Genomic DNA, 20866 nt, shown 5'->3' with positions numbered 1-20866 from the left:
GCGTTCCTTGTTGTTGAGTGTCATCGGCCATGGAACTGCGGCGGGCGCCGTTCGCGGAACGCGGCGAGGCCCTCTTTGAAATCCTTGGTTCGACAGGAGAGTTCGAGGTCGAAGAGTTCTTGCGTCATCGACTGGCTCAGCGTTGCGTGCTGGCCGTAATGCAGGGCTTGCTTGGTCAGGCCGAGCGCCACGGTGGGCCCGGCGGCCAACCGTTCCAGCAGTTCGTCGCCGGCGTCGTCGAGCTCTGTCGGGCGGACCGCTCGGTGGATCAAACCCCAGTCCGCAGCATCTGTTGCGCTGACTTTGTCGCCGAGCAGCAGCATCTGCTTTGCGCGGGCCAGCCCGATCAGCCGGGGGAGTAGCCAGGTCGCACCGGAATCCGGGCTGAATCCGCGGGTGACAAATGGCTCCCAGAACACCGCGTCGGTCGCAGCCACAGTGAAGTCGGCGGCCAGTGCCAGGTTGCACCCGAGGCCGACGGCGAATCCCCGGACGCTGCAGACGACCGGCAAGTGGATGCTGTGCACCAGTTCGATCACGCGATGGGCGGCGTGCGGAACGCGGCGAACGAGATCGCCGGTGCGGGGCCGCGAGTCGCCGTCGCTGTTGGTGGCAACCCAGTCGGCGCCCGCACAGAAGTGGTCGCCGGCGCCCTGGATATGGATGGCCCGCACCGTGTCATCGGTGGCGGCGTCGGTCAGCGCGGCGACGAAGGTCTCGATCATGTTATGACTCAACGCATTGCGCTGCGAGGGCCGATCGAGCGTGAGCCGCAGCACCGCGCCGTCACGGCTCGTGGTGAGAGAGCCGCCGTCGGCTTTGGAGTCCAGGTCATGACTCACCGTCGAACCCGCCCTTCCCCGCCGATACGGTTACCCCTACAGTAGGCAATACGATTGCTACGCTGTATAACTTAGCAAGGAAAGCCCGGCGACGGAACAGCTGCATGGGGAAGAGGGCCTATGGGCGAACAACAAACGGGGGCTGTTCCCGCGCGGCCCAGCTCGCGATTCGGCGAAGCGCCGCTCGCCCAGACCGTCGCTGCCGCAGGCGCCATCCGCCGACTTAGCTCGCTGCTGCTGTCCCTGGAGCATGCCCACCCGACGGTGGACGCGATCCTGACGCAGATCAGCGATTGGGAAAGCGAGCTGAGCGCGGCGGTTCCGCCGGACAGCGCCCCCCGAATCGGTTCCGACGACGATGGCAGCCGGCGCATCTATCTCGACCACGCGACCGACATCGGTGCGTTCAACCCCTGCTTTCCGGAATACCATTTCGACCAGTTCGACGCCGAGAGCGCGTCCGGCCGCGTCGCCTTTCCGCTGGTGTACGAGGGCCCGCCGGGATTGGTTCACGGCGGCTTCCTCGCGGTGTTTTTCGACTGCGTCATGCAGCACCAGAATTGTCTTGCCGGACTCGCCGGCAAGACCCGTTCGCTCAAGGTCACTTTCCGCCGTCCTACGCCGGTACTGGCCGACCTGCGTTTCGACATTGCGCGCTCGGAGGTAGAGCGCGGGATCACCTCGACGGCCAGGTTGCTGCTTGACGACGAGGTGCTATGCACCGGTGAGGTCAACACACTGGCGCAGACGCCGGACAAGTTGACCGGGTTTCGATTCGGCAAGCGACGAGCCGAGCAGACCTGACATGGCCTCGCAGCGTTTTCGTCAACCCCGCGTCGCGGAAATTGTCGCCTCGAAGTTGCGGGACGACATCCTGTCCGGCCGCCTGCAGGAAGGCGATGTGTTGCCCTCTCAGGAACGGCTTTTCGGCGAATTCGGCGTGAGCCCACCCGCGTTGCGAGAGGCAATCCACATCCTGGAGACCGACGGGCTGATCTCGGTGCGTCGCGGCAATGTCGGTGGAGCGGTCATCCAGCGGCCGACGGCCGAGCGGACCGCGCACATGATCAGCATGGTTCTGCAGGCCAGGTCCGCGACACCGGTGGACGTCAGCGAGGCGCTGACGCATCTCGAGCCAATTTGCGCAGGGATGTGCGCTGCCCGCGACGACCGGATGACCGAAGTGGTGCCGTATCTGCAGCGTGAAATCGATTTTCAAACAGCGCAATTCGACGACGTCTCACAGTATGTGACGAATGCCCGCCGATTTCATGAAACGCTGGTGTCTCGATGCGGCAACGAGCCGATGATCCTGCTGATCGGCTCGCTGGAGCTGATCTGGTCTGCGCACGAGTCGTCGGTGTGGGGTGACTCTAGTGACCCAGCCGAACCCGCGCCGATGGTGGACAAGACCAGGCGAGCCGCGCTGCGTGACCATCAGCGCCTGCTCGACGCTATCCGCGATGGCAATTCGGCGAGGGCGGTCCGGCTGGCGCAGGATCACCTGGCCGCGGCTCGCCACAAGACGCTTGCCTTCGGCACTGACAAAACCATTGAGGCGAAGCTGATGTCGGAAATCGGTTCGCGACTGGACTCGCGCTTCCGACACAACGGCCGACCCTCCGCCGCAAGCGGGTGGGGGTACCCCCAGCCGCGCAGCGGCGAGGGGGCGTACGCCCAGAGCAGGAAGGAGTCTGGCGCATGACGGTTTCGGACGCTTCAGATGATCGGGTGCTGTTCGAAGTCGAACCCGAAAAACGAATCGCCACGATCACGTTGAACAACCCCAAACAGCGCAACTCCTACGACGCCGCCATGCGTGACGCCCTCGCCCGCTGCCTGGACCGGGTAGCCGAAGACGACGATCTCACTGTGGTGCTGCTGCGTGGAGCGGAAGGTGTTTTCAGCACCGGGGCGGACATGAACAACGCCTACGGCTGGTACGGCGAGCAGGGCGCCCAAGAAGTCAAAAGCCGTCCCAGTCAACGTCGCCGGCTCACGGTGGACCGTAAGTCGTTCGGCTTCTACCACAACCTGATGGGCTTCCCGAAGGTCACCGTGGGAGAGATCAGCGGCTACGCGCTCGGCGGCGGGTTCGAGATCGCTTTGATGACCGACATCGCGGTGATTGCACGCAACGCGCAGATCGGCATGCCCGCCACTCGCTTCCTCGGGCCTGCGCTGGGCAGCCTGCACATGTTCTTCCATCGGTTGGGGCCGGTGCTGGCGCGGCGCCTTTTGCTGACCGGCGACATCATCGAGGCCGGTGAAATCGAGCACCTGGGAATCTTCACCGACACGTGCGATCCCGGCCTGGTTGCGGCCCGGGCCAGGTACTGGGCGGAGAAGGCCGCGAAAATGCCGGCCGACGGCGTCGTGATCGCCAAAGAGGCTTTTCGCCTTGTCGAGCAGAGCCAGGCCTACCAGGGTGAGGAAGTGGCCAGTTATCTGTTCCACGCGTTCGGGACCAACCTGCAATTCGCGCCGGGGGAGTTCAACTTCGTCAAGACGCGGGCGCAGCACGGCACGAAAGAGGCGTTCCGGCTTCGGGACGAGCATTTTGACGTGCCTGAACCCGAGTCGCCTTAACGGTTTTCGCGGGCGCTAGCGCGCTGTCTTGGGCCGTCCGCCGGAGGGACTCGACTTGGTCGACTTGCGTTGACGGACAGTCGATTTCGATCCCTGCTCAATCAGCTGACTGGCGTGGTCGAGGATGCAGTCCAGGCCGTATTCGAAGTTGTTGTCGTCCGGGGCGCCGATGTGGTGGCCCTTACTGGTCATTTGGGCCAGCAGAGGTGTGCTCTCGGGATCGATGACCATCGCGTCCTCGATTGTGCGTGCCCCGTTCTCCGTCGCCTGGTTCTTCTCCTGGAGCCGATGCAGTACCACCGAACCTCGCACGTGAACCGACACCGCGGAGTAGGTGTCGAAGGCTTCCTCCGGCGACAGTCCCGCCTCGACCAGACCGCCGATGGCCTTCTCGATCTCCTGAACTCCGAGGCGGGCCGCCCTGGGGCTAAGCGCCGACCTGATCAAAATCAGGTCGCACAGTATCGGGTTGCCCATGAAGGTTTTCCGCATCGAGCGAGCGTGATTGCGCAGTGTCTCGCGCCAGTCTTTGGCTTCGACGTACGGAGTGGCGAACACATACTTGCGCAAGGCGCGGTCGGTCATCGCGTTGAGTAGATCGTCCTTCTTGCGGAAGTACCAGTAAATGCTGGTGACCCCCACGCCGAGATGCTTGCCGAGCAGCGGCATGCTGAGGTTGTCGATCGACACCTGCTCTGCGAGCTCGAAGGCGCCGCTGATGATGTCATCGGGATTGATGGACCCGCGTTCGCGCCGCTGACGCTTCTCGGCGGTTGCTTGCTTGGCCACTGCGGGCACCTCCATCGAGATCCATGCTGCGCATGCCGTTCCGGCCTCGCGGCCGCTTGCGTCGAATCTACCGTCAGTTGCCCGGTGATCTGCGGTAACGCAGCCGTGTCGCCGTCCCCGTCTGCTACTGTAATACCTATAGTAAACTTTTTGATACGCATGGCGGCAAGCGAAAGATAACCGGGCATTTGCCATGGATCTAGGGCTGACAAACGCCACCGCAGTCGTCGTCGGCGGTGGCCGCGGCATGGGGTTGGCCGCCGCGCGCTGCCTAGCGGACGACGGCGCCCGCGTCGCGATCCTCGCCCGGTCCCGGGCCGACCTGGACCGCGCGGCAGCAGACCTGACTGATCGTGGCAGCCCCGATGCCCTCGGGCTGGTAGCCGACATCGGCGACGCCGAACAAGTCAGCGGTGTATTCGGCGAGCTTGGTGAGCGATGGAACGGCGAACTCAATGTGCTCATCAACGCGGTCGGGCCAGGCGCCGTCGGCAGCTTCGACGACCTGACCGACGAGCAGTGGCGCCAGGCTTTCGACGACGGCGTGATGGGCATGGTGCGCTGCGTGCGTTCGGCTCTTCCGCTACTTCGGAAGGCGGCGTGGGCACGGATCGTCAACTTTTCGGCGCACTCCACCCAGCGTCAAAGCGTCATACTCCCGGCGTACACAGCGGCCAAATCGGCGCTGACGAGTATCTCCAAAAACTTGTCGCTGTTGCTGGCCAAGGACGAGATCCTGGTCAACGTGGTCTCCCCGGGCAGCATCGCGTCCGAGTCGCTGGTCGGCTGGGCCAAGTCGGTCGGGGTCGACGGTGATGACCCCTACCGGCTGATGGACGCCATCGCCAAGCACTTCGGGCATCCTGCCCACCTGCCGCGGGCCGGGCTGCCCGACGAAATGGGTTCAGTTGTGGCGTTTTTGGCATCGCGCCGCAACTCATACATGACCGGAGCGAATATCAATGTCGATGGCGGTTCGGACTTCACCTGACCGTCACCGACTGGGAAGGAGTCGATGATGGCCACCGCACGCGAGGCACGCGCTTGGGCGCGCAGCGCTCTACGGGGAATCGGCGATTCTCTGTACACACCGTTCTGCGGCACTGACGGTGACGACATCGACTGGGACGCATATCGGACGCTGGTCCGTTACTGCGTCAGCGATCTCGGGCACCCGATGTTGTGGTGCACCAGCGGCATCGCGGAGTTCTGGTCATTGACGCTCGACGAACGAAAGCGCCTGCTGGAGGTGGCGATCGAGGAAGCCAGAGCCGCTAACCCGGACATCGTGGTGCAGGCCTGCACAGCCGCCATGTCGGCCAAGGACTGCCTGGATCTCACCCTGCACGCCCAGCGCGTCGGTGCCGACATCGCCTACATCCAGACCCCGATGATGGAGGCGCACGGCGGCGAAGGCGTGCTGCGGTTCTTCAAATACATCGGTCAGCGCACCGATATCGCACTGGGCATGTTCAATTCACCGTCCTCGGGATACGTGCTGACGGCAGCCGAGGGCGCGCGGATCCACCACGAGGTCCCCGCGGTCTGCGCAACGAAGGAGGGCGCCTTCCGCCCGGCGAACAGCCGTCTGTTACATGAGTTGGCGCCCGAGCTGGTGATCTGGGAGTGCGAAAAAACCGTCTACCGCGCCGGGTGGCTGCGCCACGGGATCGTCTGCCCGGCCCAGCTGGGCACGGCCGGCTACCTGTTCGAGACCCCGCGGCGGCCGCTGCTCTCCGAATATTGGGACCTGGTGTTGAGCGACAAGCTCGTCGAGGCGATGGATTACGGTCGTGAATCGGGTCTCGACCAACTCGAGGTCGACCTCGGATCGTGGTTCACCTGCTATCCCGGTCGCGCCGATTACTTCACCCACTGGGGGGGCGCGTTCAAATACGCAGCGTCGGTACTCGGCCTGCCCATCGGTGCCTATCCGCATTCCCGACCGCCGCAAGCGGAGCTGCCGCCGGAGGGCAAGGCTCAGATCGAAAACGCCTATCGGCGCATCGGGCTTGTCGATGCGTCGTCAATGGCGCTGGCATCACATGTCGGGCAGTGAATTTTGGCTGTTCGCACCCCATTGTGTGGTGTGCAACGGCAGTTGCGGAATGCAGTACCGATAGGTATACAGTATGGATACAAACTTCGCCGAAGTTGCTGCCTGAGATCGGGGAGGAGTGGCGCAGATGAGTACCGCCGACGACGTCGTCGCCCACTCCGCCCAGGACGACGCAGTCATCTATGAGGTGACCGCGAGCGGTGTCGCTGTCTTGACGTTGAACCGGCCGGATCGTCTCAACACGTGGGGCGGTGACATCGCGACCGCGTTTTACGCGGGATTGGACCGGGCCGAAGAGGACCCGGCCGTTCGGGTCATCGTGCTGACCGGTCGCGGTAAGGCGTTCTGCGCCGGCGCTCAGCTCGGTTCGATGGGAAGCGTGGCGCAGTCGATTGAGCAGACCGACGAAGGCAAGTTGGCAAGCCTCGTCGGGGAACGGCAACCGCACTATTTGACGACGCTGTGCAAACCAGTCGTCGCGGCCGTCAACGGATCCTGTGTCGGCATCGGCCTGACCCAGGCGTTGATGTGCGACGTGCGGTTCGCCGCCACCGGAGCCAAGTTCGCGGCGTCGTTTTCGCGGCGCGGCCTGATCGCCGAATACGGCGTCTCATGGATACTTCCGCGGCTGACCGGCTGGGGTGTCGCGCTCGACCTGTTGTTGAGCGGCCGAACCTTCCTTGCCGACGAGGCGGCAGACCTGGGGCTGGTCAAGGAAGTGGTCCCGCCCGAACGGCTGATGAAACGCGCGATGGAATACGCCGAAGACATCGCCCAGAACTGCTCGCCGGCATCGATGGCCGTCATCAAACGTCAGACCTACGGTGATGCCATGCGCGAGGTGGTGCAAGCGAGTTCGCGGGCCGAAGCTTTACTGCACGAGTCGCTGCAACGTCCCGATGTCATCGAAGGGATTACCAGCTTCCTCGACAAGCGAGCGCCGAGCTTTCCCGGGCTGAGCGCTTCGACGATCACGAATGACTCTTGCGGTCCCGGAAAGGATGATCATGGCGAACTTGGGCTATAAGGCGATCGACGTCGACAATCACTACTACGAACCGCTGGACGCCTTCACCCGGCACCTGGACAAGAAGTTCCGCCGACGTGGCGTGCAGATCTTCAGGGACGGCAAGCACACCCAAGCGGTCATCGGGGACCGGGTGAATCGCTTCATCCCCAACCCGACGTTCGACCCGATCATCGTGCCCGGGTGCCTGGATTTGCTGTTTCGCGGCGAGATTCCGGAAGGCGTCGATCCGGCATCGCTGATGAAGGTCGACCGGCTCGAGGCGCACCCCGAATACCAGAACCGCGAGGCCCGCATTACGGTGATGGATACCCAAGGCATTGAAACGGCGTTCATGTTGCCGACATTCGCGTGTGGCGTCGAGGAAGCGCTCAAGCACGACGTCGACGCGACGATGGCGTCACTGCATGCGTTCAACCTCTGGCTGGATGAGGACTGGGGCTTCGATCGGCCCGACCATCGGATCATCGCTGCGCCGATCATTTCGCTGGCCGATCCCGCCGCGGCCCTCGACGAGGTGGAATTCGTGTTAGGGCGCGGTGCGAAGCTGATCCTCGTCCGGCCCGCGCCGGTGCCCGGTGTGGTCAGGCCACGGTCGTTGGGCGACCCCGCCCATGATCCGGTATGGGCCGCGTTGGCCGAGGCGGGCGTTCCGGTTGGCTTCCACTTGAGCGACAGCGGTTACCTGCAGGTGGCCGCGATGTGGGGCGGCAAGTCGACGTTCGAGGCGTTCGGCGGTTCAAATCCGTTGGACCAGGTACTCGTCGACGACCGCGCGATTCACGACACGATGGCCTCGATGATCGTCCACGGGGTGTTCACTCGCCACCCGCGATTGAAGGCGGTCAGCATCGAGAACGGTTCATACTTCGTGCACCGGCTGATCAAGCGCCTTAAGAAGGTGGCCAACAATCACCCCAGCCTGTTCCCCGAGGATCCGGTGGAGCAGCTGCGCAACAATGTCTGGATCGCGCCCTACTACGAGGATGACTTGCCGGATTTGGCGTCAATGATCGGCGTCGACAAGATTCTGTTCGGATCGGACTGGCCGCACGGCGAAGGCTTGGAGGATCCGGTGTCGTTCACCGAGGAGTTGGTCGGATTCAGTGACGCTGACATTCGAAAGGTGATGCGCGACAACGCATTGGATTTGCTGGACGTCAAGGTTGGATCGGCCGCTTGAACGTTCAAGGCCGCGTAAATCCATGAGCGAGTGGACCATCGGTGCGGTCCTGGACGCGATCGCCGAGGTCATCCCGGACCGGACGATCACCGTCTGCGGCGATCGTCGCAGCACCTTCGCCGAGACGGCTGACCGCACCCGCCGACTGGCTAACTTCCTGGCCGGCGGGGGTTTCGGTGCTCACCGGGAACGGGCCGGTCTGCAGAACTGGGAATGCGGACAGGACCGTGTTGCGCTTGTCATGCACAACGACCTCTACACCGACATGGTGATCGGTTGCCTGAAGGCCCGCACCGTTCCGGTGAACGTCAACTACAACTACACGCCGCGCGAAGTACAGGAACTGCTCGATTACGTGCGGCCGCGCGCCGTCATCTACCACAAGTCGCTGGGCGCGAAGTTCGCCGATGTGTTTCCGCCCGACAGCGCCGACCTTTTGCTGTCGGTCGACGACGGAAGTTCGGTACCGGAACTGCCCGGCGCGGTGCCGTTGGATACCGCGCTGGCGCAAGGGAACAGCGACCGCGACGTCACCGCGTCACCGGATGACCTGCTGATGATCTGCACTGGCGGCACCACCGGTCGACCCAAGGGCGTGCTCTGGCGGCAGTCCGACATCTACGTATCGTCGATGGTCGGGGCCGATCATGCGTCCGCCCAAGAGATCCATGACAAGGTGCGCGGAGTCGCCGGTCCGGCGTGGTTCGCCGTTTCACCGCTGATGCACGCCGCCGGTATGTGGACCGCGTTCTCGGCGATCATGGCGGGCACGCCTGTGGTGCTGTACGACACCGGCCGCAAGCTCGATCCGCGATCCGTATGGGAGACGGCCGAGCGCGAGCAGGTCGGCTTGATGACGATGGTCGGGGATGCCTATGCCGCGCCCCTGGTTGAGGAGTTGCGGCGCGGTCAGTACGATCTGTCGTCGCTCAACGCGATCGGAACGGGTGGCGCCGCGACGAATCCGAAATACCAACGGGCGCTGCTGGAGTTGCTGCCCCACATCACGCTCATCAACGGGTATGGCTCGTCGGAAACCGGCAACATGGGGTTCGGGCACAGCCGGGGCGACACCCGGACCGACACCTTCACACTGCGCGAGGGCGGACTAGTCCTGTCCGAGGACTACAGCCACTTTCTTCGGCCGGGTGAGCGCGAAATCGGTTGGGCCGCCCGAGAAGGCCGGATCCCGCTGGGCTACTTCGATGATCCCGACGCCACCCGTAAGACCTTTCCCGAGGTCGATGGTAAGCGGGTGGTGATCTCTGGTGACCGCGCCAGTCTCGACCAGGACGGCACTTTGCGGCTGTATGGCCGCGATTCGCTGGTCGTCAACACCGGCGGGGAAAAGGTCTTCGTCGAAGAGGTCGAGGAAGTACTGCGCGCGCATCCCTCGGTCGCCGATGCATTGGTGGTGGGCCGCCCGAGTGGTCGCTGGGGTGAGGAACTTGTCGCGCTCGTCGAGCTGCGCGACGAAGCCGATACGGCACGTGAGCCGCTGCATGCGCATTGCACATCGCAGCTGGCACGGTTCAAGGCGCCCAAGGAGTACATCTTCGTCGAGCACGTCCATCGCCTGGGCAATGGCAAGGCCGATTACCGGTGGGCGAAAACTCAAGCGACAGAAAAGGCGCCGATGTCGACATGAACGCAAGCCCAGTGATCGATTGCTTGGTCAATGTGCACTTCGGTGAGACCGACAAGCAGCCCACGTGGATGCTGAAGGTGCGCGATGACTACTTCAAAGGACCGGAGTCGATGTTCGCGCCGGTTGACCTGGCGGAGTTGCTCGACGAGATGGACGAGCAGGGTGTGCGTAGGGCCGTGCTGATGGATAACCTCGCGAAGCCATCGGTAACCGCGCGCAAATTCGCCGAAGCCAAGCCGGATCGGTTCGCGCTCGCGATGGGTGGTGTCAACTTACTGCGGCCGATCCCGTCGCTGCGGGAGCTCAGTGCTGTCGTCAAGGAGCTTCCGGTCGCGTATGCCGTTGTGGGGCCGAGCTTCTGGGGCGACGGCCAGTACCCGCCCAGCGACGCCGTCTACTACCCGCTCTACGCCAAATGTGCCGAGCTCGAGCTGCCGCTGTGCATCAACACCGGTATTCCCGGACCTCCCATCCCCGGAGAGGTGCAGAACCCCATTCACCTCGACCGGGTCTGCGTGCGATTCCCCGAGCTCAAGCTCTGCATGATTCACGGCGCGGATCCCTGGTGGGACATCGCGATCCGACTGTTGATCAAGTACTCCAATCTGCGCTTGATGACGTCAGCCTGGTCGCCCAAGCGGCTGCCGGAAAGCCTGCTGCACTACATGCGCACCCGCGGAAGCAACAAGGTGATCTTCGCCTCCGACTGGCCGGTGCTGAAAATGCGCCGCGTCGTCCCCGAAGCTCAATCTCTGGACCTGCCCGCCGACGTCCTCGAGAACTATCTCTACAACAACGCGCACGAATTCTTCTTTCAGGGTCAGGAGGAGCACTGACGATGGACCGCTACGAATTGCGCAGGCTTGACTACAGCCTGACCGAAGATCACCTGGCATTGCAGGCTGCGTACCGAGACTTCTTCAAGACGCACTGCCCGATCGAGACTGTCCGTGCCGCAGAGGAATCCGGGTTCGACAAGAGCCTGTGGGAGCGGCTGTGCACGATGGGTGCGACGACGATGGCGTTGCCCGACACCGTCGGGGGAGACGGTGCGACGCTGGTCGACCTGACGTTGGTAGCTGAGGAGATCGGGCGCTCGCTGGCACCGGTGCCGTGGATCGACCATGTTTGCGCGGCCCGGTTGCTGGCCAGGCTCGGCTCGGCGGAATCCGACGTCGTGAACGGCAAGCAGCTCGCCGCGTTTGACCCGCAACACGACAGCGTCAGCGGGGTTCGGCTGATCCCGACCGGATCGATCGCCGACCAGATCATCGTCCGTGATGGCGAGGGTCTGGTGCGGCTGACGTTCGATACCCGCCCGACCAAGGTGGACAACATTGGCCGACTGCCGATGGCATGGGTCGATCCGGCGGCCGCCGACACCAGCGTCGTGCTTGCACGCGGATCCGACGCCTTGGCGCACTACCAACGGGCACTGGACGAATGGCGGGTGCTGACCGCTGCGGCATTGACGGGCCTGGTGGAAGAGACCATGACCATCGCGGCGGAGTTCGCCAAGACCCGCTACACGCTGGGTGTGCCGATCTCGACGCTGCAGGGGATCTCCCATCCACTCGCCAACATTGCGATCACCGTGCAGGGCGGCCGCAATCTGGCCCGGCGCGCCGCGTGGTTTTTGGACAACGAACCCGACGAGCGCCCGGAGTTGGCACCGGCGGCGTTTGTGTTCATGGCCGAGGAAGCGGCGAAGGCCGCGACCATGGCGGTGCATGTGCAAGGTGGTCTCGGCGTGTCGGCGGAGGCGGCCGCGACGGCATATCTGGTGCGCGCCCGTGGTTGGGCACTGGCCGGGGGAGACCCCGGTGCCAGCGCCAAATACATCGCCGAGATCGTCGCCGAACGCGAAAGCCGTTCAGGGAAGGATGCATAGGTGGATTTCTCACGAGTCACTCTTTCCGATGACGATCAGGCCTTTCTCGACGAGGCCCGCCAGTTCTTGAGAACTCATGTGACGGACGATGTCAAACGTCGAGACCGGGAAACCGGCGACAACTTTGACGAAGGTGTGCATTTGGCACTGGGCGACGCGGGCTATCTCGAACGCGAATGGAAGCCGCATGCCGAAGGCGGATTCCCTCGGGTACGCCGCCGCATCTGGGAAATGGAGAAGCGTCGGGCGCATGTGCCCTGGGTGACCTGGGGGACCACCGCGATGATCGCGCGTTCGGTGGCCAAGTTCGGGTCACCGGAAGTGCGGGATGAGGTGCTGCCGAAGGTTTTCAGCGGACACGTCCGGCTGTGCTTGGGCTACACCGAACCCGAAGGCGGTTCCGACATCGCCACCTGCAAGACGCGCGCGGTGCGCGACGGGGACGGCTGGATTATCAACGGCTCGAAGATGTTCACGACCGGCGCGCACAAGTGTCAGTACGTCTTTCTGATCACCAACACCGATCCGGAGGCACCAAAGCATAAGAGCCTGACCATGTTTCTGGTGCCGCTCGATTCCCCCGGCATCGAGATCCAGGGCATGCGCACCATCGACGGCGATCGCACCAATATCGTCTATTACAGCGATGTACGCGTCGACGACAAGTACCGGCTCGGGGAGGTCAACGCGGGGTGGACAGTGCTGCGGGAGCCGCTCAACACCGAGCACGGCGCCGTCGCCGCGGCGCCCGATGGGTTGCAGGACGTGTCGATCATGATGCACCAGGCCGGCTTCATGGCCGATGCCCTGGACAAGGCCGCCGGCAAGGTCGCGGAGCGGGATCCGAACGGGCGCAGGCTCATCGACGACCAGGCCGTGGCATACCGGCTGGGTCGCAGCGCCGCACGGATGGAGGCGGCGTTCAGCGCGCCGAGCATCTTCGGCCGGGTAGCGCTGGCGCAGACGATGCGCGACATCTCACCGGAGCTGATGGACATCCTCGGCGCGGCGTCGACGCTGCCGAACGGCACCGACGGCGCGGCCGACGACGGCGCGTCGGAGTACGTGTACCGCTTCGCGCCGCTGGTCGGGATCTACGGCGGCACCCTCGAGGTGTTCCGCAACATGATCGCGCAATACGTGCTCGGCCTGGGCAAGCCGAATTATTCGGCGCCTAAAGCGACGAAAGTGGGCTGACCTTTCATCGAACGTGCAATGACGGCGGTCGCCATCGGCGTGTCGTCGCAATGGTTGCACGCTCGGCGAAAACTTCAGGTCGTCAGGATGGTCGCAGCTGCCGTGCCGGGCGCCCCGTACACCTGGGCAAAGCCGACCCGCGGAGTTCCGGGGACTTGGCGGTCGCCGGCCTCGCCGCGCAGTTGGCGCACCAACTCATGCATCTGACGCAGCCCCGAGGCCCCGATCGGTTCGCCGTTGGCGATCAATCCCCCGTCGGTGTTGACCGGCATCGCGCCGATGATCTCTGTGGCGCCGTCAGCCAGCAGCTTCTCTTGCTCGCCGTCGGCGCAGAACCCCGCCTCGGCCATGTGGATGACTTCCGCGCCGGCGTCGGTGTCCTGCAACTGGATAACGTCGACATCCGACGGTGCCACACCCGCTTTCTCGAAGGCGGCTTTCGCGGCGTAGACGGTCGGCGACACATCTTCCTCGACGGGTGCGTACGTCGTGTTCACCTCGTAGGCGCCGTAGCGGCGGGTGCGGACTTCGACTGCACGCACATACACGGGCTTGGTGCTGAACCGGTGCGCGATGTCGGCACGGCACATCACCACGGCGGCCGCGCCTTCGTCGGGAGCACAGAACATGTACTGGGTTAGCGGATAATTCAGCACCGGCGAAGCCAGAATCGCTTCCTCCGATATCGGCTTGCGGCGAAAGGCGTTGGGGTTCAATGCGCCGTTGCGAAAGTTCTTGGCGGCCACCTTGGCCAGCGTGTCGGTGGATATGCCGTGGTCGTGCAGATAACGGTTGGCCTTCATCCCAAAGAACTGGGTGGTGAGGTATTGGCCGTTCTGGGCGTACCAGCTCGGCATGCCGACCAGTGCGGGATCTTCGGTGAATGCGCCGCGCGGGTGCTTGTCCATGCCGACCGCGATGCCGATGTCGTAGTCGCCCAGCCGGATACCGTCGGCGCACGCCTTGGTCGCGCTGGCCGCGGTCGCGCAGGCGTTGAACACATCGGTGAACGGAATGCCGGTGAGACCCACCATGCCGACAATCGCGTCCGGGTTCGCGACCGTCCAGCTGCCGCCGACCGCGAATTGGATGTCTTTCCACTCGACGCCGGCATCGGCCAGCGCCAGCCCGATCGCGTCGGCCGCCATCTCCATCGCGGACTTACCCTCGAAGCGACCGAACGGGTGCAGACCCGCGCCGATGATGGCGACCTCGTTCATGGGCGCCGCTCCTCTCCCCCGCAAGCGGGAGGTGTCCCCACATCGCTCTCTTGCTCTGCATCGTCGCCGGCGCGGTTCTTGCTATCGGTCACGCTATAGCTCCCGATTCCTTGAGTTCGGCAATGCGATCCCAGTCCATGCCGATCTCCATCAGAACTAGCTCGGTGTGCTCCGACGCCTGCGGAGCCCGGGTGGTCACTAACGGTTCGTGGTTGAACTGAACGGGACCGCGCACGACTTTGAACGGCGCGCCGCCGCTGGCGAGCTCGACCTCGACGATCATGTCGTTGGCGATGGCCTGATCATCGTCGGCCAGGTCGATCAGGCTCTGGAACGGCGCCCACTGGCCTTTCATCGTCTTCAGGTGCTGCCGCCAGTAGTCAAACGGCTTGGCGGCGACGGCCTTCGCGATCAACTCGGCGGCCGCGTCCGCGTTCTGGATCAACGGGAGCACGTCGGAGAAGCGGGGATCGTCGGCGGCCTCGGGGATACCGAGATGCTCGAAGGTGTCGCGGATCAGCCCGGTCGGGCTGATGATGCACAGGTTGATCGTTCCGCCGTCGGAGGTCAGGTAGTTGCCCATGAAGGGGTTCACCGACACCGCGGTGGCGGAGCCCGGCATGGGTGTGCGCATGACCTCACCCGTCTCCATGCCCTGCGTCACACTCGCACCCGCCGCCCACCAGGCGGTGCTCAGCAACGACACGTCAAGTTCGACGGCCTCGCCGGTCCGCTCGCGATGCAGCAGCGCCGCCGAGATGCCACCCGCGATGAACATGCCGCCGATGGAATCGCCGAATGCGGGAATGCCCTGTCCCAGTGCACCGCCCAACTCCTCGGGCGTCAGCGCGTACCCGACGCCGCTGCGGGTCCAGAACGCCGTCCCGTCATAGCCGCCGACGTCGCGCTCGGCACCCTTGTCGCCGTACGCCGAACCGCGGGCATAGATGATGTTGGGGTTCGCCGCGCGAATGTGCTCCACGTCGAACTTGTGCTTCTGCCGCTGCGCGGGCATGTAGTTGGTCAGGAACACATCGGAGGTCTTGGCCAGTTCGTAGATCACTTCCTGGCCGCCCGGTGTGGAAACGTCGATCCCGACGCTGCGCTTGCCGCGGTTGGGATGTTCCATCAGCGGATGCCGATCCGGGTTGACCTGGATGCCACCCATATTGAGGAAGCCGCGTTGGGTGTCACCACGCACCGGGTGCTCGATCTTGAGGACGTCGGCGCCCCAGTCGGCGAGGATGGCGCCCGCTGCCGGGACGAACGTGAACTGCGCAAGCTCCAGGACCCGAAAGCCCTCCATCACCTTGACCAATTTCAGCCTTCTTCCGATGTTCGAAAACCTCTGCAACCGCGGACGCTACGTGGGGTCGAACGTCACCGGAAGCGCGTTCGGCGAGCGGAAAGGCTGGCCGTAGATATGCGGGTCGTCTTCGGTGACAAGCTTGACATTGGTCACCCGGCTCAGCAGGCATTCCAGCGCGACCCGGGTCTCCATACGTGCCAAGTGAAGCCCTAAGCACGTGTGTTCGCCGGCCGCGAAGGAGATGTGCGGCATGTGCTTGCGAAAGATGTCGAATTCCTGCGAGAGCTCCCATCGATGCTCGTCGCGATTGGCCGAGCCGACGCACAGATCAACTGCCGAACGTGCTGGAATCTTGAGTCCTTCCAGCTCGGTGTCTTCGGTGGCGAACCGCTGCACCGTGGTCAATGGCGTTTCGAAGCGCAGCGCCTCTTCGATCGCCGGCGGGATCAACTCGTGATTGGCGTGCACCGCATCGAACTGGTCTGGGTGGGTGAGCAACAAGAACAAAAGGTTGCCCGATGACCGGTATGTGGTTTCCAGTCCGGCGGGCAGCAGCAGTCGCAGGAAGGAGTAAATGGCTTCGTCGCTGAGCTTTTCGCCGTCGATCTCCGCGGTGACCAGATCACCGATGACGTCTTCGGTCGGCTTCGCCTTGCGCTGCTCGATCTGGTCGAGGAAGTAGTCTTTCAGAGCCGACGATGCTTCGAAAGCGCGCTCGTACTTGACGGTGTAGTTGATCAATTGCACTGCGCGGCGGCGAAACGTGGGCAGATCCTCGGCGGGCAGGCCCAAGAGCTTGGCGATGACCCGAGTAGGGAACTCGAACGTGAAATCGCGGACCAGATCCGCTTCGCCGGCGTCGATGAACTCGTCGATCAGCTGATTGCAGATTGGCCGCACGATCGCGGGTTCCCAGCGCGCGAGCGCCTTGGATTTGAACGCCGCCGAGACCAGGTTGCGGTGTTCGCGGTGTTTCTTGCCTTCCATCGCCAAGATGGTGGGGCCCATGAACAGCCCGATTGTATTGTCGTAGTACGTCGAACTGAAAGCCTCGGCGTCGCGGAATGCCTTGTTTACCGCGTCGAACGACATCGCGGCGAAGGAGTTCTTCGGGCGCAGCGATTCGGGGGTTTTGGAGTAGTCGACGACGGTCCCGTGGAACACCCCGCCTTCGCTGCGTTTCTGGGTGAAGTACGGGTACGGGTCACGGATGAAGCCGGCAGGCAAGGCGGCGTTGACGGCAGCGTCCTGAACTCGACTTTCCACAGCTGCACTCCGGCCTCGGCTACATGATCGTACTGTAAAGATTACAGTAGCCTACATCGGCGCGGCTGGCGGTCTCTCTCGCACGGGTGTCCAAATGGTGAGCTGACGGCCGGTTGGTGGTTAGGTCGGGATTGTGAATTCCCTGGTGAAGTTGTTCCGCGACACCGTCGCGGTTCGGATATTTGTCGCGGTGTCGCTCGGAGTCGTCGTCGCCCTCGTGGTGGGCAACACGGTCGGCTGGCGATTTGGGCTTGCCGGTTGGATTGTTGCCGCCGGAGTGTACGTGGCGTGGACGCAGTTCATCCTGCGCGAAATGGATGCCGAGCAGACCTGCAGGTGGGTGACGCGGGAGGATCCGACGCGGTGGGTCGCCGACGTGGTCGTCCTGTCGGCAAGTATCGCGAGCCTGGTTGGGGTCGGCTACGTGGTTGCCGCCGGGTCGCGTTCCGGCGCCGAGTCCGTAGAGGCCGCCATTGTCGGCATCCTGACCGTCGGGGCGTCGTGGTTCGCGGTGCACACCCTGTTCACCGTGCACTACGCGCGGCTCTACTATTCCGACGACCCGGGCGGTATCAACTTCCACGCACCGGAGCCGCCACGCTTTCGGGATTTCGCGTATCTCGCCTACACCGTCGGCATGACTTACCAGGTGTCAGACACCGAGATCGGATCGACATCCATCAGGGCGACGGTGTTGCGGCATGCGCTGCTGTCCTACCTTCTGGGGGCTGTTGTCCTGGCGGTCACGATCAATTTGATCGCGGGGCTTGGCTCCAAGGCCTGATCGAATCGGGACGCGTCGAGCCTGCGCGCCGCGGACTCAAGTATTGCGACGCGAATTCCGCCTGGCCAGCTGCACGCCGAGCTCCTCCGGTGGCACTGGATGACCGGCAGTGCAACGGATTTCGACTGACGCTTCCGCTCCGCAATCCAGGTGGATGAGGCGCAACCGGCTGCGGCCCGGCAAGTGGCGTTGGCCCCACTCGAACATCGCCCACACCACCGGCATGAAATCGGTGCCGGCCTCGGTGAGCACGTACTCGTCGCGGGTGCGCTGCCCCGGCTGACGATACGGCCGCCGCGTCAGTAACCCGAGGTCGACCAATTCGGCGAGCCTCGCCGAGGTGGCGGCCTTGGTGATTCCCACCCGCTGAGCGAAGTCGTCGAAGCGGGTGGTGCCGTAGTAGGCCTCACGCATGATCAGCATCGCCGATTTGGTGCCCACGACCGACATGGTCTTCTCGATCGGGCACTCACCGACCGCCGACCAGGCGTCGCGATCCGCCAGCGCGCCCTGTAAAAGTGTCACGCAAATCACCTCCGGTCTGGGTTGTTCTCAGTATACCCAGGTGTTTAGCTAGGTATAGCTATAGATACTTAGCATTCGGCTCAAGGAGGAGTCATGGCATATCAAGGTCGAGACGCCGTCATCGTGGGCGCGGTGCGCACGCCCGTCGGCAAGGGCAAGGCCAGCGGCGCACTGCACGACGTGCTGCCGGCAGATCTGCTGGCCCACAGCTTGCGAGAGCTGGTGGCACGCACCGGCGTGGAACCGGGCCAGATCGATGACGTCATCGCTGGTGCCGTAACGCAGGTGGGTGACCAGGCGGTCAACATCGCGCGTAACGCCCTGCTGGGTGCGGGGTTCCCGGAGTCGGTCCCCGGCACCACGGTTGACCGGCAGTGCGGCAGCAGCCAGCAGGCCATCAGCTTCGCCGCTCAGGGTGTCGTCGCCGGCGCTTACGAGCTGGTTATCGCCGGCGGCGTGGAGTCGATGAGCCGCGTCCCGATGGGCAGCTCGGTGTTGCCAGGCAGCAACCCATTCGGCAACGACATGACCAGCCGGTACCCCGAGGGCCTGGTGCCGCAGGGCATCAGCGCGGAACTGATCGCCGCGAAGTGGGGTTTCTCGCGTAGCCAGCTCGACGAATTCTCGGCAGGCAGTCACGAGAAGGCGGCACAGGCCACCAAGGACGGACTCTTCGACAACGAGCTGGCTCCGGTCGCCGGGCTGAGCACCGACGAAATCATTCGGCCCGGTACCACCGTCGAGACCCTGGCCGGGCTGAAGCCGGCCTTCTACGACCCAGCGGTCCAAGCCCGCTTCCCCCAGATCAATTGGTCGATTACGCCGGGCAATTCGTCGCCGCTGTCCGACGGCAGCGCCGCGGTCCTGATCACCAGCGGCGAGGCCGCCAAGAAACTGGGCCTGCGACCGCTGGCCCGGATTCACACCGCCACGGTGGTGGGCTCGGATCCGCTGTACATGCTGACCGGCGTTATTCCCGCCACCGAGAAGGTGTTACGACGCGCCGGTCTCACGCTGGCTGACATCGACCTGTTCGAGGTCAATGAGGCGTTCGCACCGGTCGTGCTGGCATGGGCGCATGACACCGGGGCCGATCTTGCCAAGACCAACGTCAACGGCGGCGCCATCGCGATCGGTCATCCGTTGGGCGCAAGCGGCGCTCGCATCATGACCACGATGGTCAACGCGCTTGAGCAACGCGGCGGTCGGTACGCGCTGCAGACGATGTGTGAAGGCGGCGGCATGGCCAACGCCACCATCATCGAGCGTCTGTGACGCTCGCAGAACAGAAAGCCGCCAACAATGTCATCTCACAGCGCCTCCAAAATCTTTGTCATAGGCGGCACCGGAGCTCAAGGCAGCCCCGTCATCCGCGCCCTGGTCGCCGACAAGAAATACTCCGTTCGGTTCCTCAGCCGCGACTCCGCCTCTCGACGAGCCACGGACCTTCTAGCACTCGGCAACGTCTCCATCCTGGAAGGCTCATTCGCCGACGAAGCCATCCTGCGGGAAGGATTTCGTGGTTGTGACGGAGCATTCGTCAACATCGACGGGTTCAACACCGGCGAGAAAACCGAGATCTATTGGGCGATCCGTAGTTACGAGATAGCCATCGAAGAAGGAATCAAATTCTTCGTGTATGGAAACCTAGACTACGGGCTCAAGAAATCAGGATATGACTCCAGATTCCGCACCGGCCATTATGACGGCAAGGGTCGTGTGGGCGAGTGGATCTTGTTTCAGAATCAGGTGAATAGTGATCGGATGGCAGCAGCGGTCTTCACTACGGGTCCGTATATCGAGATGGCGATCTCGCCCCGGACACCGATGACCCCGACCGTCGAGGATGGTGTCGTAACTTGGCGAGTCCCGCTCGGCGGGGGAGCCGTGCCACACGTGTCACTTGAGGATTGCGGATACTACGTCCGTTGGCTCTTCGACCATCCGGAGCGCGCCAGTGGCATGAACCTCGAAGTCGCTATCGACCACATTGCCTACGCCGATCTCGCTGCGGCATTCGAGAAGGTCACAGGGCATCCAGCGCGCTACATCGACACCGATCTAGAGACGTACTGGAAGAACGGTCCGCTCAGTCCGCTCGCACATGCGCCTGCCGGATACAATTCGGACCCAAATGACAAAAGCACCATGAGCATTCGCGATAACTTCACAGGATTCTGGAATCTGTGGAAGCACGGGATCGTCGAGAGAAATTACGCTCTGCTCGACGAGATACACCCGAATCGGATTAGGAGTGCCGGGGAGTGGTTCAGGAGAGAAGACCAGTTGGGACAAAAGCTAGGCAAGGGCAGCCTGTGGGAACGGGCTCAGCCGGAGAACCAGACTCCGATCCTCAAGATCGGTGAGGATATGAGGACAGGGAAGCTGTAGACGGGTTAAATCTTCGGATCAACAGCAACGCTGTCAACGCGCTGGAGCAGCGCGGCGGTCGGTACGGGCTGCAGACGATGAGCGCCTGAGCTAGGCCACGACAACAGACCCTCGTGCCTTCGTTTAAGCCTGGGGGGTTCTGCGTC

General features: G+C 63.6%; 20 protein-coding genes. 14 read left to right on the top strand and 6 right to left on the bottom strand.

Annotated features, from left to right (window positions below; translation table 11 throughout):
- Nucleotides 1-20: 20 nt before the first annotated feature.
- On the bottom strand, nt 21-842 hold the full coding sequence (locus tag VNW74_RS12845) for an enoyl-CoA hydratase/isomerase family protein (protein WP_325677321.1): 822 nt from the start codon (nt 840-842) through the stop codon (nt 21-23).
- A 120-nt stretch (nt 843-962) separates the two neighbouring features.
- On the opposite strand from VNW74_RS12845, the gene VNW74_RS12840 reads away from it, so the two are divergent.
- Genes VNW74_RS12840 through VNW74_RS12830 form a run of 3 tightly spaced genes read left to right on the top strand, consistent with a single transcriptional unit; the run spans nt 963 to nt 3431 of the window.
- The gene (locus VNW74_RS12840; RefSeq protein ID WP_325677319.1) at nt 963-1646 is read left to right on the top strand and encodes a hypothetical protein; all 684 of its coding nucleotides are present in this window, start codon (nt 963-965) and stop codon (nt 1644-1646) included.
- 1 nt (nt 1647) lies between these two features.
- Nucleotides 1648-2547: a FadR/GntR family transcriptional regulator gene (locus tag VNW74_RS12835; protein ID WP_414686671.1), complete on the top strand. Its 900-nt coding sequence runs from the start codon at nt 1648-1650 to the stop codon at nt 2545-2547.
- Complete coding sequence (locus tag VNW74_RS12830) at nt 2544-3431, top strand: enoyl-CoA hydratase/isomerase family protein (RefSeq protein ID WP_325677317.1); 888 nt, start codon at nt 2544-2546, stop codon at nt 3429-3431. Before VNW74_RS12835 ends, VNW74_RS12830 begins: the two co-directional genes overlap by 4 nt.
- A gap of 15 nt (nt 3432-3446) precedes the next feature.
- Here the strand turns inward: VNW74_RS12830 and VNW74_RS12825 are convergent, their stop codons facing one another.
- Nucleotides 3447-4220, bottom strand: a complete 774-nt coding sequence (locus VNW74_RS12825; RefSeq protein ID WP_325677315.1) for a TetR/AcrR family transcriptional regulator — start codon at nt 4218-4220, stop codon at nt 3447-3449.
- A 193-nt stretch (nt 4221-4413) separates the two neighbouring features.
- Here VNW74_RS12825 and VNW74_RS12820 point away from each other — a divergent pair, with 193 nt between their 5' ends.
- The 8 genes from VNW74_RS12820 (at nt 4414) to VNW74_RS12785 (ending at nt 13225) form a co-directional block, all read left to right on the top strand.
- Nucleotides 4414-5211, top strand: a complete 798-nt coding sequence (locus tag VNW74_RS12820) for an SDR family NAD(P)-dependent oxidoreductase (RefSeq protein WP_325677313.1) — start codon at nt 4414-4416, stop codon at nt 5209-5211.
- Between the two features lie 27 nt (nt 5212-5238).
- Complete coding sequence (locus VNW74_RS12815) at nt 5239-6279, top strand: dihydrodipicolinate synthase family protein (RefSeq protein ID WP_325677311.1); 1041 nt, start codon at nt 5239-5241, stop codon at nt 6277-6279.
- A 127-nt stretch (nt 6280-6406) separates the two neighbouring features.
- The gene (locus VNW74_RS12810; RefSeq protein ID WP_325677309.1) at nt 6407-7306 is read left to right on the top strand and encodes an enoyl-CoA hydratase; all 900 of its coding nucleotides are present in this window, start codon (nt 6407-6409) and stop codon (nt 7304-7306) included.
- On the top strand, nt 7287-8489 hold the full coding sequence (locus VNW74_RS12805; RefSeq protein WP_325677364.1) for an amidohydrolase family protein: 1203 nt from the start codon (nt 7287-7289) through the stop codon (nt 8487-8489). Before VNW74_RS12810 ends, VNW74_RS12805 begins: the two co-directional genes overlap by 20 nt.
- Before the next feature lie 22 nt (nt 8490-8511).
- A complete protein-coding gene (locus VNW74_RS12800; protein ID WP_325677307.1) occupies nt 8512-10137 on the top strand; it encodes an acyl-CoA synthetase in 1626 nt (541 codons plus the stop codon).
- Nucleotides 10134-10973 carry an amidohydrolase family protein gene (locus VNW74_RS12795; RefSeq protein WP_325677305.1) on the top strand — a complete coding sequence of 280 codons (840 nt, stop codon included), beginning with the start codon at nt 10134-10136 and terminating at the stop codon, nt 10971-10973. The genes VNW74_RS12800 and VNW74_RS12795 overlap by 4 nt, the downstream gene beginning before the upstream one ends.
- A 2-nt stretch (nt 10974-10975) precedes the next feature.
- A complete protein-coding gene (locus tag VNW74_RS12790) occupies nt 10976-12028 on the top strand; it encodes an acyl-CoA dehydrogenase family protein (RefSeq protein ID WP_325677303.1) in 1053 nt (350 codons plus the stop codon).
- Nucleotides 12029-13225 (top strand): acyl-CoA dehydrogenase family protein, encoded by a 1197-nt coding sequence (locus tag VNW74_RS12785; RefSeq protein WP_325677301.1) that lies wholly within the window; start codon nt 12029-12031, stop codon nt 13223-13225. It abuts the gene before it with no gap.
- Nucleotides 13226-13299: 74 nt separating this feature from the next.
- On the opposite strand, the gene VNW74_RS12780 is transcribed toward VNW74_RS12785, so the two are convergent.
- The 3 genes from VNW74_RS12780 to VNW74_RS12770 all read right to left on the bottom strand — a co-directional run bounded on the left by VNW74_RS12780 (nt 13300) and on the right by VNW74_RS12770 (nt 17020).
- Nucleotides 13300-14445 carry a thiolase family protein gene (locus VNW74_RS12780; protein ID WP_325677299.1) on the bottom strand — a complete coding sequence of 382 codons (1146 nt, stop codon included), beginning with the start codon at nt 14443-14445 and terminating at the stop codon, nt 13300-13302.
- Between the two features lie 88 nt (nt 14446-14533).
- A complete protein-coding gene (locus tag VNW74_RS12775; protein WP_325677362.1) occupies nt 14534-15751 on the bottom strand; it encodes a CaiB/BaiF CoA transferase family protein in 1218 nt (405 codons plus the stop codon).
- Between the two features lie 57 nt (nt 15752-15808).
- The gene (locus VNW74_RS12770) at nt 15809-17020 is read right to left on the bottom strand and encodes a cytochrome P450 (protein WP_325677297.1); all 1212 of its coding nucleotides are present in this window, start codon (nt 17018-17020) and stop codon (nt 15809-15811) included.
- Between the two features lie 133 nt (nt 17021-17153).
- Between VNW74_RS12770 and VNW74_RS12765 the strand changes: the two genes are divergently transcribed.
- Nucleotides 17154-17804 (top strand): DUF1345 domain-containing protein, encoded by a 651-nt coding sequence (locus VNW74_RS12765; RefSeq protein WP_325677295.1) that lies wholly within the window; start codon nt 17154-17156, stop codon nt 17802-17804.
- A gap of 36 nt (nt 17805-17840) precedes the next feature.
- On the opposite strand, the gene VNW74_RS12760 is transcribed toward VNW74_RS12765, so the two are convergent.
- A complete protein-coding gene (locus VNW74_RS12760) occupies nt 17841-18329 on the bottom strand; it encodes a helix-turn-helix domain-containing protein (RefSeq protein ID WP_325677294.1) in 489 nt (162 codons plus the stop codon).
- 93 nt (nt 18330-18422) lie between these two features.
- Between VNW74_RS12760 and VNW74_RS12755 the strand changes: the two genes are divergently transcribed.
- Together VNW74_RS12755 and VNW74_RS12750 are read left to right on the top strand one after the other, a co-directional pair.
- The gene (locus VNW74_RS12755; protein ID WP_325677292.1) at nt 18423-19604 is read left to right on the top strand and encodes a thiolase family protein; all 1182 of its coding nucleotides are present in this window, start codon (nt 18423-18425) and stop codon (nt 19602-19604) included.
- 27 nt (nt 19605-19631) lie between these two features.
- Nucleotides 19632-20720, top strand: a complete 1089-nt coding sequence (locus VNW74_RS12750; protein WP_325677290.1) for an NmrA family NAD(P)-binding protein — start codon at nt 19632-19634, stop codon at nt 20718-20720.
- Nucleotides 20721-20866: the final 146 nt, after the last annotated feature.

Source organism: Mycobacterium sp. (genome assembly GCF_035570115.1).
Classification (GTDB): Bacteria; Actinomycetota; Actinomycetes; order Mycobacteriales; family Mycobacteriaceae; genus Mycobacterium.
The sequence above is the reverse complement of the archived record's forward strand: the minus strand, read 5'-3'. Positions and strand labels throughout refer to the sequence as shown.

Excerpts from the sequence above, each read along its gene's own strand:
- VNW74_RS12840 (WP_325677319.1), top strand. The coding sequence starts at position 963 with ATGGGCGAACAACAAACGGGGGCTGTTCCCGCGCGGCCCAGCTCGCGA.
- VNW74_RS12835 (WP_414686671.1), top strand. The coding sequence starts at position 1,648 with ATGGCCTCGCAGCGTTTTCGTCAACCCCGCGTCGCGGAAATTGTCGCC.
- VNW74_RS12830 (WP_325677317.1), top strand. The coding sequence starts at position 2,544 with ATGACGGTTTCGGACGCTTCAGATGATCGGGTGCTGTTCGAAGTCGAA.
- VNW74_RS12820 (WP_325677313.1), top strand. The coding sequence starts at position 4,414 with ATGGATCTAGGGCTGACAAACGCCACCGCAGTCGTCGTCGGCGGTGGC.
- VNW74_RS12815 (WP_325677311.1), top strand. The coding sequence starts at position 5,239 with ATGGCCACCGCACGCGAGGCACGCGCTTGGGCGCGCAGCGCTCTACGG.
- VNW74_RS12810 (WP_325677309.1), top strand. The coding sequence starts at position 6,407 with ATGAGTACCGCCGACGACGTCGTCGCCCACTCCGCCCAGGACGACGCA.
- VNW74_RS12805 (WP_325677364.1), top strand. The coding sequence starts at position 7,287 with ATGGCGAACTTGGGCTATAAGGCGATCGACGTCGACAATCACTACTAC.
- VNW74_RS12800 (WP_325677307.1), top strand. The coding sequence starts at position 8,512 with ATGAGCGAGTGGACCATCGGTGCGGTCCTGGACGCGATCGCCGAGGTC.
- VNW74_RS12795 (WP_325677305.1), top strand. The coding sequence starts at position 10,134 with ATGAACGCAAGCCCAGTGATCGATTGCTTGGTCAATGTGCACTTCGGT.
- VNW74_RS12790 (WP_325677303.1), top strand. The coding sequence starts at position 10,976 with ATGGACCGCTACGAATTGCGCAGGCTTGACTACAGCCTGACCGAAGAT.
- VNW74_RS12780 (WP_325677299.1), bottom strand. The coding sequence starts at position 14,445 with ATGAACGAGGTCGCCATCATCGGCGCGGGTCTGCACCCGTTCGGTCGC.
- VNW74_RS12775 (WP_325677362.1), bottom strand. The coding sequence starts at position 15,751 with ATGGAGGGCTTTCGGGTCCTGGAGCTTGCGCAGTTCACGTTCGTCCCG.
- VNW74_RS12755 (WP_325677292.1), top strand. The coding sequence starts at position 18,423 with ATGGCATATCAAGGTCGAGACGCCGTCATCGTGGGCGCGGTGCGCACG.
- VNW74_RS12750 (WP_325677290.1), top strand. The coding sequence starts at position 19,632 with ATGTCATCTCACAGCGCCTCCAAAATCTTTGTCATAGGCGGCACCGGA.